A 14,686-nucleotide genomic window follows, 5' to 3' on the forward strand; every position below is an offset into this window, starting at 1 on the left:
ACGAGTCTGCCGTGGACCCGCCGCCCGCCGGCTTCAGCGGGCCGGAACGAGGAAGCGGAACGTCGCGCCTCGCGGCAGATTCGGCAAGGCGCAGATCTGTCCGCCGAACGCTTCCACGATCGACCGGCATATCGCCAGGCCGACGCCGAGCCCGCGCGGCTTCGTCGTAAAGAAGGCTTCGAAGCAGTCCTTGCCGTCGGCCGTCGGCAGTCCTGGTCCGGTGTCCCGAATCTCGACCATCACGCGGCCCATCGGGTCGAGTCCGCTGAGGACGCGCAGTTCGCGCGGATGTCCAGCGGCGTCGGCATCCATCGCTTCGACGGCATTGATCAGCAGATTCAGCACGACCTGCTGCAACTGCGTGCGATCGGCGGCCGCGAACAGCGGGCCCGGATGCAGCGCCAGCACGATGCCGATGCCCTTGCTGTCGGCCTCGGCGGCGACCAGCGACAGCGTCTGGTCGATGACCGCATTGATATCCACCGCTTCGACACGCGCCGGTGCCTTTCTCATCAGGGCCCGCGTGCGGTCCAGAATGTCGGTCGCCCTTGCGCTGTCGCGCATCACGCGCTCGAGCGCGCGTACGGTGGCCTCGATGTTCGGCGGGTTTGCCGCGAGCCAGCGCAATCCGGCATTGGCGCTGGTGACCAGTCCGGCCAGCGGCTGCTTGACGTCGTGCGCGATCCATGCCGACAGATGGCCCATCGTGACCAGCCGGTTGGTGTGGGCCAGCTCCGCATGCAGCATCCGATTGCGGCGTTCGATGGCGAGCGCCCGCGCCTCGGCCTGCTTCTGCTGGCTCAGGTCCAGCACGATGGCGATCCCTTGCTGAACGGACTCGTCGAAGGCGGTCGCGCCCATCAGGACCGGAAGCCGGGTGCCGTCCTTGCGAAAGTACTCTTTCTCGATGGGACGCAGCGCGCCGGTCCGCCGGATTTCGTCCATTTCAAGAACGACCTGGTCGCGCCATTCCGGCGGCGTCATCTCGAACCAGTTCATCGCGCCGTTTTCGACATCCTCGCGGCTGTAGCCGACCATGTTCAGGAAGGCCTGATTGGCGTCGAGCAGGCGGCCGTCGAGATCCCACAGCACGATGCCGATGACGTCGACCTCGAACAGCCGGCGCAGCCTGTATTCGCGGTTCTGCAGATCGGCGTACAGCCGCGCGTTCTCCAGCGACAAGGCGGCCAGCGTCGCAAGAAGTTCGAGCAGGTCCAGCCGGGCCTGCGCGAAGACGCGGGCCATCAGGTTGTTCTCCAGATACAGCGCCGCCTTCAGCATGGCATGCGCGACGACCGGCAGGCACAGTACCGATCTGACGCGATGAAGGGCCACGTGGGGGTCGTGCTGAAAGCGGCTGTCGGCGGCGGCGTCGTCGACGAGGACCGTTTCACCGGTTCGCAATGCAAAGCGGATCAGGCCTTCCGGTACCGCGGCGCTCCATTTGCCGTCGTCGGGCAGGCTCACCCGGGTCCCTTCGCCGTCGATGGTGACTTCCGCAGCCAGCGAAAGGGTATCGTCCCTCGACAGCAGAAGCACCGCACGTGCTGCGCCCGCGTGCTGGGCCAGCGTCTGCATCAGGGTGATGGTCAGGCGCTCGGTCGTGCCGTCGCCATAGACCGCGCCCGGCTCTATCCCGTCGCCTGTCTGCGGATCGGTCTGCCCGGACGCGCCTGCACGCGCCTGAACCGCCAATCCGTCCGGCAGCCGGGCACGGGCCCGCGGATGGAACCGACGGAGCAGCCTGACCTTGGCCTCGGCGCCCCAGCGACCATAGCAGTCCAGCGCGTCGTCGATGTAGGCGGTGGCGATCCGGCCGAGCCCACGGGTTGCATAGAAGCGGCTGGCCAGTTCGCGTGCGAGTCCTTCGATCAGCAACGAGCCGTGCAGCCGGGCCGCGCGCGCGCTGTCGTCGTACAGCTGTTCCGCCGCCAGCCCGTCGCCATCGAGGTCCGCGATCTCGGCGCTCAGCAACAGATGGCGACAGGCGGCCATCGCCGTGCCCGTGGCCCGCGCCCAATCGGCGATCAGCGCCCGATGCCGGGCCAGGCGCGCGCGCAGGGGCTCGGCGTTCCGCGTGGTGACATTGCGCAGGGTCGCGCAGATCGCCAGCGCGGTGAAGAAGTGGCATTCGGCCTGTTCCGGGTGGTCGGCATCGAAGGCATCCGGATTGTGCCCGGATCGCTCGCCAAACACGGCTGCAGCGGCAGCCAGAGCGGCGTTGGGGTCGCCCGCCAGGTAGTGGAGCATGACCTTGCTGGCCCAATAGGAATGAACCAGCAAGGTCATGCCCGAACCGGCGACGCTGCTTTCGAAGCGCCGGCCATCGAAGGCGCCATCGTTGAAGTCCGCGAGATGGCAGGTCTTTCCCATCAGGCATGCAAACGTCCGCTCCGGGACCTCCACCAGCTTCGCGGACTCGGACGATCCCGAGGCCCGTGCCAGTTCGAGGTAAGCGAGGACTTCGTCGTAGTCCCGTTGCAGCGCGTGGCCGCGCATCAGCAGATACATGCCGATCCGGTTCGCCAGCCGGCAGGCAAGGCCGGCATCGCCGCTTGCCGCTGCTTGCCTTGTCGCCTGGCGCAGCAGGTCGACGGGCTCGTACTCTGGTACGGATGTCGAGGCGATCATCGTCTGGAGCCAATGGCGTGCTCGACGGCGCTCAACAACTGCTGGGCCTCGAATGGCTTGCGCAGTATCCGTACCGAATCCGGCGGCAGCGCATGCGTACCGCATTCGGCTGGATCGTGTGCCGTCATCAATACCACCTGCAGGCCCGGCCGCCTTTGCTGCAGGATCGCGGCAAGCTGCCATCCGTTGATCACCGGCATGCGAATGTCCGAGATCAGGCATGCGATGGCATCGAGATAGGGGCACTCCAGCAACGCGGTGGCCGTTGCAAAGCACAGCGTGGCGTGGCCTACGGAGGCAAGAAGGTCGGAAATCGACTCGACGATCGTCGGGTCGTCGTCGATCACGGCAACCACTGAGTCCGGCGCGAATACCATTGCCTTTACCTTTGCTTTTCCAGCAGGCCGCTATCCGCGGGAATGGTCCGCCTGCGGATTGCCGCGTCGAACCGGCGCGACGTCCTGGCAGCCGAAGGCATTGAGCTGTACCGACATGCGAACCAGCTCGGCGAAGGAGCCGGCGGCCATCTTGCGCATCACTTGCCGCCGATGGATTTGCAGCGTGACCTCGCTGATGCCCAGCTGCGCCGCCGCCTGCTTGTTCAGCAGGCCGCTGACCGCCAATGCGAAGACTTCGCGCTCGCGGGGTGTCAGCAGTGCATGGCGCCGGAGCAGGTCCGCCACTTCGGTGCGCTGTGCCAGCGTCTGCCGGTGTTTGGCGAGCGCGGCTGCCACGGCGGTAACCAGTTGATCGTCGCTGAACGGCTTGGACAGGAAGTCGATGGCACCGGCGCGCATCGCGCGCACCGTCATCGGGATGTCGCCATGGCCGGAGATGAATACGATCGGCGGATGCGCGCCGCCGGCCAGCTCGCATTGCAGGTCCAGGCCATTGATGTCCGGCAGCCTGACATCGAGAACCAGGCAGGACGGCGTCTGCGGCCGCTCGCAGGCGATGTACTCCTGCGCGGACCGGCATGCCACCACGCCCATCCCCATGGACTTCAACAGGTCCGTGGTGGCTTCCAGTACCGAGGGGTCGTCGTCGATGACGAATACTGTGCTGTCCCGATTCATGTCCGTTCCATGGCGGTTGTCATTGTGGCGGCGGCGCGCCCTGCGGCGCACCGGTCTCGGTGGCGGCCCGTGGCAGCACCACGCGCAGGATGGCGCCATGCGGCCGGTTCGACGTCGCCGCGATGTGGCCGCCGAACGCTTCCACGATCGATCGGCAGATCGACAGGCCCATGCCGAGCGCGCCGCGCTTGGTCGTGACGAAGGCGTCGAAGCAGTCGCGGCCGTTCAGCGACGGAAAGCCGGGGCCAGTATCGCGAACCTCGATCAGATAACCGTCCGGATGATCGCCGTCCGTCAGCACCGTCAATGTGCGGGCAGCCTCGGACGCGCCGCTCATGGCATCGATCGCGTTGACCAGCAGGTTCAGCATGACTTGCTGCAGCTGTACCCGGTCCGCGGTGGGCCGCATCGGCGAGCGGCCGAACGTGGTCTCGATCGCGATGCCCTTGCGAACCGCCTCCGGCGCGATCAATGAGATCGTCGTGGCAGCCACCTCATTGATATCGACCGCTTCCGCGGCGGGAGCGACCTTCCTGACCAGTTCCCGTGTCCGGTCAAGGACTTCGGCCGCATGCATGCCGCCGCCAACGATGCGCTGCATCGCATCCCGGGCCTTGTCCAGGTGCGGCGTTTCTGCCGCAAGCTCGGCCAGTGCCGCCATGCCGCTGGCGGCGATGTCCGCGAGCGGACGCTTGACGTCGTGCGCGATCCAGTCGGACACTTGGCCGATCGTGGCGAGGCGGTTGGCATGGGCCAGCTCGACATGCAGCTCGCGGCTGCGCCTTTCGCTGTCCAGCGCCCGCTGCTCCGCGGCCTTGCGGTCCGACAGGTCCAGCACGAAGGCGACGCCGCTGCGCGCTTCGTCGAACATGGCCGCGCCGATCAGGATCGGGACGCGCGTGCCGTCCTTGCGGATGTACTGTTTCTCCCAAGGCGCCATCGCGCCTGTTTCCCGCAGCTGCTGCAGCTTTGCCGACATCTGGGTTCGCCATTCCGGCGGGGTCATCTCGCGCCAGCTGATGCCGCCCCGCTCGACATCGGACCGGTCATAGCCGGTCATCGCCAGAAACGCATCGTTGGCGTAGGTGACGTTGCCATTCAGGTCCCAGAACAGGATCCCGATGACGTCGGATTCCACCAGCAGCCGCAGCCGCGCTTCCCGCTTTTCCAGCTCGGCATACAGTCTGGCGTTCTCGATCGCGGCGGCAGCATGCGTGGCCAGTATCTCGAGGATGTCGAGCCGCGTCGCGCGGAATGCGCCCGGGGTGTCGTTGTGCGCAAGATAGAGCACGGTCATCTGCCCACCGAAGCCCGCTATCGGCAGGCACAGCACCGAGCGCAGGCCTTGGCGGGCCACGGCCGGCTCGCCGGCAAACCGCTCGTCGCCGCGGGCATCGTCCACGATCAACGTCTTGCCGCGCTTGACCAGATGCCGGAGGATCGCTTCGGGCCAGCGCCGCGGCGCGTCGCCATTGCCGAGGTCGACCGCCACGCCGTCCGCGGCGAAGCGGGCCGAAGCCATGGTCTCCACCTCGTTCGAATGATGCAGGCGAAGCAGCGCCCCGCATTGCGCCCCCGTGGACTCGAGCACGGCGCGCATCACCGTCACCAGCAGCCTGTCGAGCGCGAAATCGTCGTTGACCGGCGACGGCCGCTTGACGAAATCGGTAAAGCTGAACTGGTGCAGCGGCATCATTGCCGTCGGAGCCGGCTCCGCTGCATCCGCCGTGAATCGACTGGCGATCGGATGGGCACGTTGCAATTGATCCACCTTGGCCCGGGCGCCCCACTGCCAGTAGGCCTCGATGGCGTCGTGCAGGTAGATGGCCGCGATGCGTTCGAGCCCTCGCTCCTGGTAAAAGCGCGCGGCCAGCTCGGCCGCCAGCGCCAGGACATGCCTGAATCCGTTCTTGCCGGCGGCCCGTGCACTGCGTTCGTACAGCTGGCCGGCTTCCAGCGTGCGACCTTCGATCCGGGCGATCTCGGCGCCCAGCAGCAGGTGCTTGTCGGTGAAGGTGCGCGATTGCGATTCGGCGGCCCATTTGCGGATCGTCAGATAGTGCTCGTCGAGCTGCGCGCGCAGCGCCGGACGCCGCTCCTCGGGTGCCGAATTCCAGGCGGCCGCGGCGGCCAGCCCGGTATAAAACCGGTACTCGAGATGGCGGACCAGGTGGATCTGGCCGGGCGGCCCTTGCTGGAATCGCTTCGATGCCGCGAGCGCCGCGTCGTACTGGCCGGCCAGATAGAGCAGCATGGTCATCGACGTCCAGTAGAGTTGGGAGACGACATTCAGCCGCGGTCCGCGGACGTCGGCTTCGAACGCGGCGCCGTCGAAGTCGTCACCCGTAAAGTCAGTCAAGCTACGGGTCTGTCCGCGCAGGCAGGCAATGGTGCGCTCCAGTGTCGTCAGCAGCGCGATGCCGTCCTGGAATCCGGTTTCCCGCGCAAAACCGAGGTAGGCAAGGCACATCCGGGCGTCCTCCGCAAGATCGCGGCCCTGCATGAACCGATGGATGGCGCAGTGGAAGGCGGAGAAGCAGGCGAAATAGATGTCGCCCGCCTCGATGCCCTTCTGGTAGGCCAGGCGCGACCATTCGGCGCTTTTCTCCAGCGGCTGCGTCCAGGCCGCCGTCAATGCCATCGTATTGAACGTCCTGGAAGTTTCACGGCTGGTGGCGGCCTGGGCGGCTTGCGCGGCCCGCTCGCATGCGTCCAGGGCCAGGCGATATCCCTCGCGGTAGCGCCCCAGCGCGGGGCCCATCAGCAATCCGAACAGCGCGAATCCCTGGTTGGACGAGCGGGCCGATCCATGGTCGAGGCTCAGCGTCACCATGTTGCAGATCACGACGATGGCCAGCCTGAAGTCGGTGAAGCTGGCCGCCGGCCACGTATCGGCGAGCAGCCGCATCGACATCAGCCGCAGCGGATCGGTCATGGCCGGCAAGCCGGCGATCGACCGCACGGCATGCTCGTCGAACCGGCGCCAGGCCGATTCGAGGGCGAGGTGCACGTCGTCGGCGCAGGGATGGGCGTCCAGCGGGATGCCGAGCCGGTTCAGTGCCGCGACCGCCGTGTCGACGGCCAGATCGTTCTCCGAGCTGACCATGTGCAACTCGATCTTCAGGCGATTGGCCGCGGCGATCTCCAGTTCGGTGCGGGCGAGCTTGAACAGCTCGCCGATCATGGCCTTTGCCTCGGCCACGCCGCCGGCAAGGAAGCGGCATTCGGCATGTTCGAGGGCGAGCTCGTATGCCAGGGCGCGCTGATCGCGTTCATCGGCGCTGGCCAGTTGAGCGCGGCCGGTCGCCAGGTAGTCGCATGCCGCCGCGTAGGCGGTGGAGGCCCTTGCCTTGCGGCCGGCGCGCAGATTCAGCGCCGCAACGTGCGGCCGTTGCGCCGCCGAGATCGGTCCGCCGCGATTCAGATGGCCGACGATCTCAAAAAGGTGGTCGTCGAGATCTCCGTCCGTCGTGTTGTTCAGCAGCAGCATCCCGATGCGCCGATGCATCTGGTTCCTGGCGGCATCCGGTTGCAGCGCATAGGCGGCCTCGTGGACGCGGTCGTGAGCGAAGGCGTACTCGCTCGAATACCGCAGCACCAGTCCGAGCGCGATCGCTTCCTCGAGATGGCGGCGGACGTCCTTCTCGCTGGCCGACAGTGCTATGGCCAGCTTGTACGCCGGCGTCCGGCTTCCCATGCAGGCCAGCACCGTGACCGCGTGGAGCGACGCCTCGGAAAGGCGTGTCAAACGCTCGACCATCAGACCGACGATGTTGTCGGCGATCTCGCGCCGGCGAATTCGCTCGAGGTCCCAGCCCCAGCCGCGGCTCGGGACGTCATAGACCAGCAGGCCATCGTCCGCCAGCGCGGCGACGAACTGCACGATGAAGAACGGATTGTCGCCAGTCTTGTCCAGGATGCACGCACTCAGTGCGGACACCGCGCTGACAGGACATTTCACCGCGTCGGCGATCATCTGCGCGACCTGCGCCTTGCCGATGCCGCGCAGCGAAATATCCAGCGGCGGGCTGGGCTGGGCGTGAAGTTCATCGAGCAGGCTGGCGAGTTCCGGCCGGCCTTCCACTTCGTTGCTGCGGTACGAGCCGATCAGCAGCAGGTTGGCCATGTCGGGATGCGTTGCCAGGTCGCGAAACAGGTCCAGCGTCGCGGTGTCCAGCCACTGCAGATCGTCCAGGAACAGAACCAGCGGATGCCCGGGACGGGCGAATACCCCGATGAAGCTGCGGAACACGCGCAGGAAGCGCGCGCGCGCCTCGGTGCCGGAAAGCTCCGAGATCTCCGGCTGCGGGCCGAGCAGATGCTTCAAGTCGGGGATCAGGTCGACGATCAGGCCGCCATGGCCGCCCAGCGCCGCCTGCAGCGGCGCACGCCAGGCCTGCAGCTCATGCTCGGCCTTGCCGAGCAGCTCGCGGACCAGAGGCTGGAGTGCTTGGGCCACGGCTGTGTACGGCTCGGCGCGCTTGTACTGGTCGAACTTGCCGATCGCGAAGGGGGCGGTCGACGCCGCGAGGGTCTTGCGCAATGCGTCGATCAGCGCGGACTTGCCGATACCGGAATAGCCGGAGACCAGCACCACCCGGCGCTCGCCCGCATTGGCGACGTCGGCATAAGCGGCTTCGAGCTGCGCCAGCTCGGCGTCGCGGCCATAGAGTCCTTCGCGGAAGCGGAATCGTTCGGGCGATTCGCCCGCCCCGGGGGGAAACGGCCGAATCGTCCGGTCGGCCTCCCATTGCGCCAGGCAACGGGCAAGATCGGATGCCAGCCCGCTCGCGCTCTGGTAGCGGTCGCACGGGCTCTTGCCGAGCAGTTTCATCACGATGTCGGAGAGCTGCGCCGGCACGGATTCACGCCGGTGCATGGGCGGAGCCGGTTGCCTGGCCAGATGGCCATGGATCCATTCCGCCGGGCTCGATGCGGTCAGGGGCAACGTGCCCGTGAGCAGTTCGTAAAGCGTGACGCCCAGCGAGTACAGGTCGCTTCGTTGGTCGACGCGCCGATGGATGCGGCCGGTCTGCTCCGGTGCCATATAGGCGAACGTGCCGAACGTTGGGGCTTCGTCTCCCGGATCCTGGCCGGGCGGCACCGCGATGCCGAAGCCGGTCAGGCGGGCGGTGCCCGTCGCCGCATCGAACACGACGTTTCCCGTACGGATATCCCGGTGAAGCCATCCCGCCTGGTGCATCTTCGAAACGGCGGTGGCCAGCGCGATCGCGATGGCCAGGAATCGCTCGATGGCCAGCGCCGGCCCGGCCAGCCGCGACGCGATGTCGCCGCCCGGATCGTGCAGCAGCAGTGCGCCGCTCTGCTCGACGAAGGCAAGCGGAACGACCGCCCATTCGCCATCGAGCCGCTCCTTCAGCCGGTCTTCGTGGCGCAGGCGGGCGCAATCCGGCTTGCGGCCGGGGCGGCCGACCGCTTCGACCACCAGCAGCGCAGATGCAAGGGGCTTCGCAGGGGAGGGGTGTCCGCGATAGATCCGGCGATCGGGCTCGTCGGACAGCAGTTCGATGTGGCCACCGAACCAGTCGCCAGCTGGGCGCGGGTCATGCATCGCGACGATCTCCGTGCACGTCCTGTCTCCCTTGTCGGACTGGTCCGCGTAGTCGTGTAGCCGCGGCCAGCGCGGCCGTCGGGGTGCCATATGATCGCGCGAACCGTGCCGACTATCCAGCCCGCGGTATGCCGCTCGACATCATACAAAGCCATGATTTACGTGCGGGCCCAAATGCTGTTGCCTGCGGGCCCTTGGACAGGGCGCGGAGGCGCTGCCTCTGCGCCGAGACACCCGGCGGCGTCGATCCTGCCGCTGGCGATCGCCGTCGCGGCAAGGCGGTCGGTCCAGTGGCCGCTGACGATCAGGCCGCCACGATGCGCGAGCCGGACGCCCGCCGCGAACGGCTGGCAACAGGTGGCGTGGCCGGACCCTGTGGCCTGAAGGTGGACATAGGCCAGGGCTTCGGTGCCGACCGCGCGTACGGCCGCCTGCGCACGCGCCAGTTCCGCCGCCGTCGTCGGCAGGCTCAAGGCCAGCCCGACGCGGTCCGGCGGCCATGTGTTCAGCAGCGCCTGGACCGCGTCGCGCAGGAAGCCGCTGTCGGCCGACGTCCGGCCGATCCGATCCGGCCACGTACCGAGCGTCGCGGCAAGCTCGACCCCATCGAAGCCCGCGTCGATGGCCTGCTCCGCCGCGGTACGGTACGCGTCGAGCGCCGCATCGATCTGGTCCTCGTTCAGCGGCAAGTCGACCGCACCGGCCGATGCGCCGATGCGCGCCACGGCAATGCCGCCTGCCGCATGGATCGAACGCGTGGTCTCGAGCCAGCCATTGACCTCGCCGGCGCAGGCGATCCCCCTTGTCAGCGGATGACCCTGTCCGGCCAGCGCGCCGTCGGCCAGCGCGCAGACCCTCAATCGGCCTTCGGCGGTTCCGTGGCTGTCGGCCTGGCGGGCGCAGCGGACAGGGTCCGCCGGGGCGCCGACCATGAAGATCCGGTGTCGCAGGCGTAGCGCGCCCAGGGTCAATGGCAGGAGCAGGGCTCGAAATGGTTCGGCGGTCATGGTGGGGTGAGGCAGTGCCGCGGGGACACCGTTGATGTTGGTCCAGCGGTGCGGCAGGGGCGAGTTATTCGTTGCTAAGAATCGCCCGGCATGGCCGCGGGCCGGCGGGAGTTGGGGCGGGCAGGGATCAGGCGCCCGCAGCGTTCTTAGCAAGTCTTAACTCGCGTTATGCGCAGGCGCCGACAAGAATGACCGCAATGCATTTCTGTCTCCACTGAGCCACAGATCCCCATGAATACGCCGCCAGCCGCCACGTTTGGCCTTGCCGCAAGGCGCGTTCCGCCGCCTCCGACCGCCCGCGCCGCGAGCTCGCTGCTCGAGCCCGGCGTCGCGCGACATGTGATGGACAACGGGGTGCCGGGGCGCGGCGCTCCGTTGTCACCGGGCGCCCGGGTTCAGGCACGGCGGGGGGCAAGCTGGCTGATGCCGGTCACGGTGTGGGAGTCCTCCGTGGATGGCGAGGCCGCGCCCGTACCGCCGCCTGTAGACGGCCATATCCTGGAGTGGCATTTGTCGGCCTCCACCGTGCAGCGGGTGTTGCCGTCCGGCCACATCATCGAAACGCTGCCGCCGAACGGCTTCCTGCTCCGCCCGATGGGTCTGTCGCTGCGGGTGAAGACGGCTGGCCCGACCTGCTACGTCCATTTCCATCTGGCCGACTCCTTTCTGCGTACCGTCGCCGTGGACTGGCTCGGCGATGCGGCCGACTGCGACGGCTTGCTTTGCTGCGGGCAACTGATGAGAAGCGATGCTCAGCTTGTGTCGATGCTCGATGTGTATTTGCGCCGCGCGCTGGACCCTGACGAAGCGCCGACCCGGCTCGAAATGGACAGTCGCGCCCACCTGATTGCGTTGCAGGTCCTGCGGCGCCATTCCACGCTGGTCGAGGGGCAGCTCCGCGCCAGGCGCGGCGGCCTGGCGCCCCATCAGTTGAAGAAGGCCTGCGAGCTGATGACGCGCGATCTCGCCGAGGATATTCCGCTGAGCGTGCTGGCTGGCGAGATCGGCGTTTCGTACCATCACTTCTGCCACGCCTTCAAGATGTCCACCGGACAGCCGCCACGGCAATGGCTGGTCGAGCGCAGGGTCGAGGCCGCGTGCGAACTGTTGCGGACCACGCGCATGACGGTGACCGAGATTGCCGCTGCCGTCGGATATGACGACCAGAACCAGCTGCTGCGCGTGTTTCGCAGCAGGCGCGGGACCACTCCCGGCGCGTATCGGCGCGAATTCCAGGATGTCGCCGGCACCGCGGCCGTGGCCATGACCGTGGCCGCATGACGGCTTGAGGCCGAGCATGGAATCGGCTCGCTCGCCGCGAGCGCCCTGCAATGTGTCATACAATCGCCCGCTTTTTCGCCGGGCATGCCTTTGCCTCACCCGATTGGACTAATAGAAAGCTGTGATTCCGGCGCGCGCCCGCGTCACGGTATCTTCGCGCTGGAAGCCGTCATCGAGTCGGGGACGCAATGGTCGGGCGATTTCAATTCCTTGTTCCGGGAGCGAACGGCGCTGCCCTGATGGCGCGGCAGGGGCCATAGCCATGGCGCCCGAGGCGACGCTGAACTTCGGCCCTTTCAGCCTGCTCCCGCGTCAGCGCGTATTGCTGGAAGGCGGGGTGCCGGTACGGCTCGGCAGCCGCGCGTTCGATCTGCTGGTGACGCTGGTGGAGCGGGCTGGCGAAATCGTTCCGAACGCCGAACTGATGGCGCGCGTCTGGCCGAATGTGATCGTCGAATCCGGCGCGCTCCGGGTCCATCTGGCCGGCCTGCGCAAGGCGCTTGGCGATGGCCGGCAGGCACATCGCTACATCGTCAACGTGCCGATGCAGGGCTACTGCTTCGTTGCGCAGGTCACGCCGGGAAGCGCGCCGGATTTGCCGGCAACGACTGCCTCCGAAGCAGGCGGAGCGGGCGGGATGGCCGGTGCAGGCGGCCCGATACCCACGGCAACAGGCACCGTGCCGGCCCCGCATGCGCCGATGGCGATGCCGCTGCCCGCGCAGGTAGCGCGCGTGATCGGCCGGGACGAGGTCGTCGCCGAACTGGTGCGGGAGCTGCCGCAGCGGCGGTGCGTCACGGTGACCGGACCGGCCGGAATGGGCAAGACCACGGTCGCACTCGCCGCGGCAAGGCAGCTTTCCCCTTCGTTTGACCAGCACGCGGTATTCGTCAATCTGGCGCCGCTCAAGGACGCCTCGCTGGTCACCAACACCGTTACCGCCGCGCTCGGGATTTCCGCGCCCGGTGCGGCATCCTTGCACGTCCTGCTGACCCATCTGCGGGACCGTCGCGTCCTGATCGTGCTGGACAATTGCGAGCATGTGATCGAGTCCGCCGCGGAACTGGCCGAGGCGCTGCTGACAGGCGCGCCTGGCGTCCATTTGCTGATGACCAGCCGCGAGCCGCTGCGCATCCACGGCGAATGGGTCCAGCGGCTCGGCTCGCTCAGCGTACCTCCCATGCTGGAAAAGCTCAGCGTGCAACAGACACTCGGCTATGCGTCGGCGGACCTGTTCGTCGAGCGCGTCAGGGCCAGCCTTGATTCGTTCGAGCTATGCGAAGCCGATCTGCCGGCCCTTGGCCGGATTTGCCGCGCGCTCGACGGCATACCGCTGGCACTTGAACTGGCGGCCGCGGGGGTGGACCGGCTCGGCATGCGCGGCGTGGCTGCCCATCTCGACGATCGGCTCGGCCTGCTGACCCGTGGACGCCGCACCGCGCTGCCGCGCCACCAGACTCTGCGGGCGGCGCTGGACTGGAGCTATGCGCTGCTGCCCGAACCGGAGCGCTGCCTGCTGCGAAGCCTGTCGATCTTCCGTGGCCGGTTTACCGCGGAAGGGGCCAGGGCCCTGATGGACGGCTGCGCGATGGCCGGCGATGTCGACGAGCATCTTTACAACCTGGTCAGCAAGTCGCTGCTGATGTCGGACGTCAGTGGGGAGGTCGCGCAGTACTGGCTGCTGGAGACCACGCGCGAGTATGGGCTGGCGCAGATGGAAAGCCATGGCGAAACGGCCAGGGTGTCGCGCCTGCATGCCGGCCACATGGTGCAGCTCGCCGACGCGGCCGAACGCGCGAGGCCGCATCAGCCGCAGGGCGAATGGCTGGCGCGCCATGCCTACCTGCTCGACGACTTTCGCTTCGCGCTGCACTGGAGCCTGTCCGAGCGCGGGGATCTGAACATCGGCGCCGCGCTGGCCGGCGCCTCCGCGCCGCTGTGGTACGCGCTGTCCCATATGGCCGAATACCTGTCGCTGGTCGAGCGACTGCTCGAACTGCTGCCCGGTACGGACGCGCTCGACCCCGCTCGCGAGATCGCGGTGCGCGAGGCCCACGGCCATGCACTGTGGAACAGCCGTGGTGCAGGACCCGCTGCCATCGCGACCTTCGAGCGTGCGCTGGAGCTTGCGCAGCGGACCAATTCGATTCCAGACCAGCTGCATGCGTTATGGGGCCTGTGGCTGGTCAGCAATTCGTTGGGGGACTATCCGCTGACCGTCCGCCGGGCCAATCAGTACGGGGAGCTGGCTCCGCTGACCGGCAATCCGGCCGACGCGGTGGTGCATGACAGGATGATGACGCTGAGCATGCATTTCACCGGCCAGCATGCCAGGGCGAACTTCCACGCGCGGCGGGTGCTGGCACAACCGTTGAACGTCAATGTCAGCGCGCGGCGCAGCGGCTTCCAGTTCGACCAGCGCGTGGCGGCGCTGATGACGCTGGCGCGCATCCTGTGGCTACAGGGTTTTCCGGACAGCGCGCTCGATCATGCGGAAGGAGCGGTCGAGCGGGCGCTGAACATCAACCATTCGCTGTCGCTGTGCTTTGCCATCTCGGTGGGGTGCGGGCCGGTGGCGTTCTGGAGCGGTGACGGCGAGCGGGCCGAGCGCTATACCGCTCTGTTGCGCAAACGCGCGGCGGAGTACGCACTGACGTTCTGGGGCCATTTCGGCGAAGGCTATGCGCTGGTGCTCGGCCGTCGTCGCGGCGAGGTGGACCACGCCGACGTTCCGGCAAATTGGCCGCGATCGCTTCGGGACACGCTCTGCACACTCGACGCGGACCTGGTCCAGACGGCGGATTTCGAACGCGGCCGGACCGGGGTGGTACCGTGGATCTCCCCCGAGCTGTTGCGGATCGAGGGCGAACGCCTGCGCCGTCTTGGCGATGCCGAGGCCGCGGAGCGATCGATGCGGGCGGGCCTGGCGATGGCCGACGAACACGGCGCCCGGTCCCTGTCGCTGCGCTGCGCGATGAGTCTGGCGGACCTTCTGGCTGATGTCGGATCGCGCGGCCCGGCGATCGACGTGCTGGCGCCGGTGTATGAAGCCTTCACCGAGGGATTCGGCACGGCGGATCTGCGGGCCGCCTCGTGCCTGTTGAAGCGGCTGGCGTGAG

At 67.6% G+C, this 14,686-nt stretch carries 7 protein-coding genes and 1 pseudogene; 2 read left to right on the plus strand and 6 right to left on the minus strand.

Annotated features, from left to right (window positions below; all coding sequences use genetic code 11):
- Positions 1–33 precede the first annotated feature (33 nt).
- The 6 genes and pseudogenes from LRR16_RS00850 to LRR16_RS00875 all read right to left on the minus strand — a co-directional run bounded on the left by LRR16_RS00850 (position 34) and on the right by LRR16_RS00875 (position 10,286).
- Positions 34–2,736 carry an ATP-binding protein gene (locus tag LRR16_RS00850; protein ID WP_370646741.1) on the minus strand — a complete coding sequence of 901 codons (2,703 nt, stop codon included), beginning with the start codon at positions 2,734–2,736 and terminating at the stop codon, positions 34–36.
- Positions 2,628–3,008, minus strand: a complete 381-nt coding sequence (locus LRR16_RS00855) for a response regulator transcription factor (RefSeq protein WP_006576626.1) — start codon at positions 3,006–3,008, stop codon at positions 2,628–2,630. Before LRR16_RS00855 ends, LRR16_RS00850 begins: the two co-directional genes overlap by 109 nt.
- A 30-nt stretch (positions 3,009–3,038) precedes the next feature.
- Positions 3,039–3,707 carry a response regulator transcription factor gene (locus tag LRR16_RS00860; protein ID WP_174779823.1) on the minus strand — a complete coding sequence of 223 codons (669 nt, stop codon included), beginning with the start codon at positions 3,705–3,707 and terminating at the stop codon, positions 3,039–3,041.
- Positions 3,708–3,726: 19 nt separating this feature from the next.
- Complete coding sequence (locus tag LRR16_RS00865) at positions 3,727–7,683, minus strand: ATP-binding protein (RefSeq protein WP_232204428.1); 3,957 nt, start codon at positions 7,681–7,683, stop codon at positions 3,727–3,729.
- Positions 7,684–7,872: 189 nt separating this feature from the next.
- Positions 7,873–9,369 (minus strand): annotated as a pseudogene (locus LRR16_RS24465) (serine/threonine protein kinase); the annotation flags it as partial.
- A gap of 68 nt (positions 9,370–9,437) precedes the next feature.
- On the minus strand, positions 9,438–10,286 hold the full coding sequence (locus LRR16_RS00875; protein WP_232204431.1) for a hypothetical protein: 849 nt from the start codon (positions 10,284–10,286) through the stop codon (positions 9,438–9,440).
- 231 nt (positions 10,287–10,517) lie between these two features.
- Here LRR16_RS00875 and LRR16_RS00880 point away from each other — a divergent pair, with 231 nt between their 5' ends.
- Together LRR16_RS00880 and LRR16_RS00885 are read left to right on the plus strand one after the other, a co-directional pair.
- Complete coding sequence (locus tag LRR16_RS00880) at positions 10,518–11,567, plus strand: AraC family transcriptional regulator (RefSeq protein ID WP_232204433.1); 1,050 nt, start codon at positions 10,518–10,520, stop codon at positions 11,565–11,567.
- 262 nt (positions 11,568–11,829) lie between these two features.
- The gene (locus tag LRR16_RS00885; RefSeq protein WP_232204435.1) at positions 11,830–14,685 is read left to right on the plus strand and encodes a winged helix-turn-helix domain-containing protein; all 2,856 of its coding nucleotides are present in this window, start codon (positions 11,830–11,832) and stop codon (positions 14,683–14,685) included.
- Position 14,686: the final 1 nt, after the last annotated feature.

The sequence above is a fragment of the Cupriavidus sp. UGS-1 genome (genome assembly GCF_021213615.1).
Taxonomy (GTDB): domain Bacteria; phylum Pseudomonadota; class Gammaproteobacteria; order Burkholderiales; family Burkholderiaceae; genus Cupriavidus.

Bases quoted from the DNA above. Each gene is read 5' to 3' on its own strand.
- LRR16_RS00885 (WP_232204435.1), top strand. From the start codon at position 11,830: ATGGCGCCCGAGGCGACGCTGAACTTCGGCCCTTTCAGCCTGCTCCCG.
- LRR16_RS00875 (WP_232204431.1), bottom strand. From the start codon at position 10,286: ATGACCGCCGAACCATTTCGAGCCCTGCTCCTGCCATTGACCCTGGGC.
- LRR16_RS00860 (WP_174779823.1), bottom strand. From the start codon at position 3,707: ATGAATCGGGACAGCACAGTATTCGTCATCGACGACGACCCCTCGGTA.
- LRR16_RS00865 (WP_232204428.1), bottom strand. From the start codon at position 7,683: ATGATCGCCGACGCGGTGAAATGTCCTGTCAGCGCGGTGTCCGCACTG.
- LRR16_RS00850 (WP_370646741.1), bottom strand. From the start codon at position 2,736: ATGCGGTACGCATGCGCTGCCGCCGGATTCGGTACGGATACTGCGCAA.
- LRR16_RS00880 (WP_232204433.1), top strand. From the start codon at position 10,518: ATGAATACGCCGCCAGCCGCCACGTTTGGCCTTGCCGCAAGGCGCGTT.
- LRR16_RS00855 (WP_006576626.1), bottom strand. From the start codon at position 3,008: ATGGTATTCGCGCCGGACTCAGTGGTTGCCGTGATCGACGACGACCCG.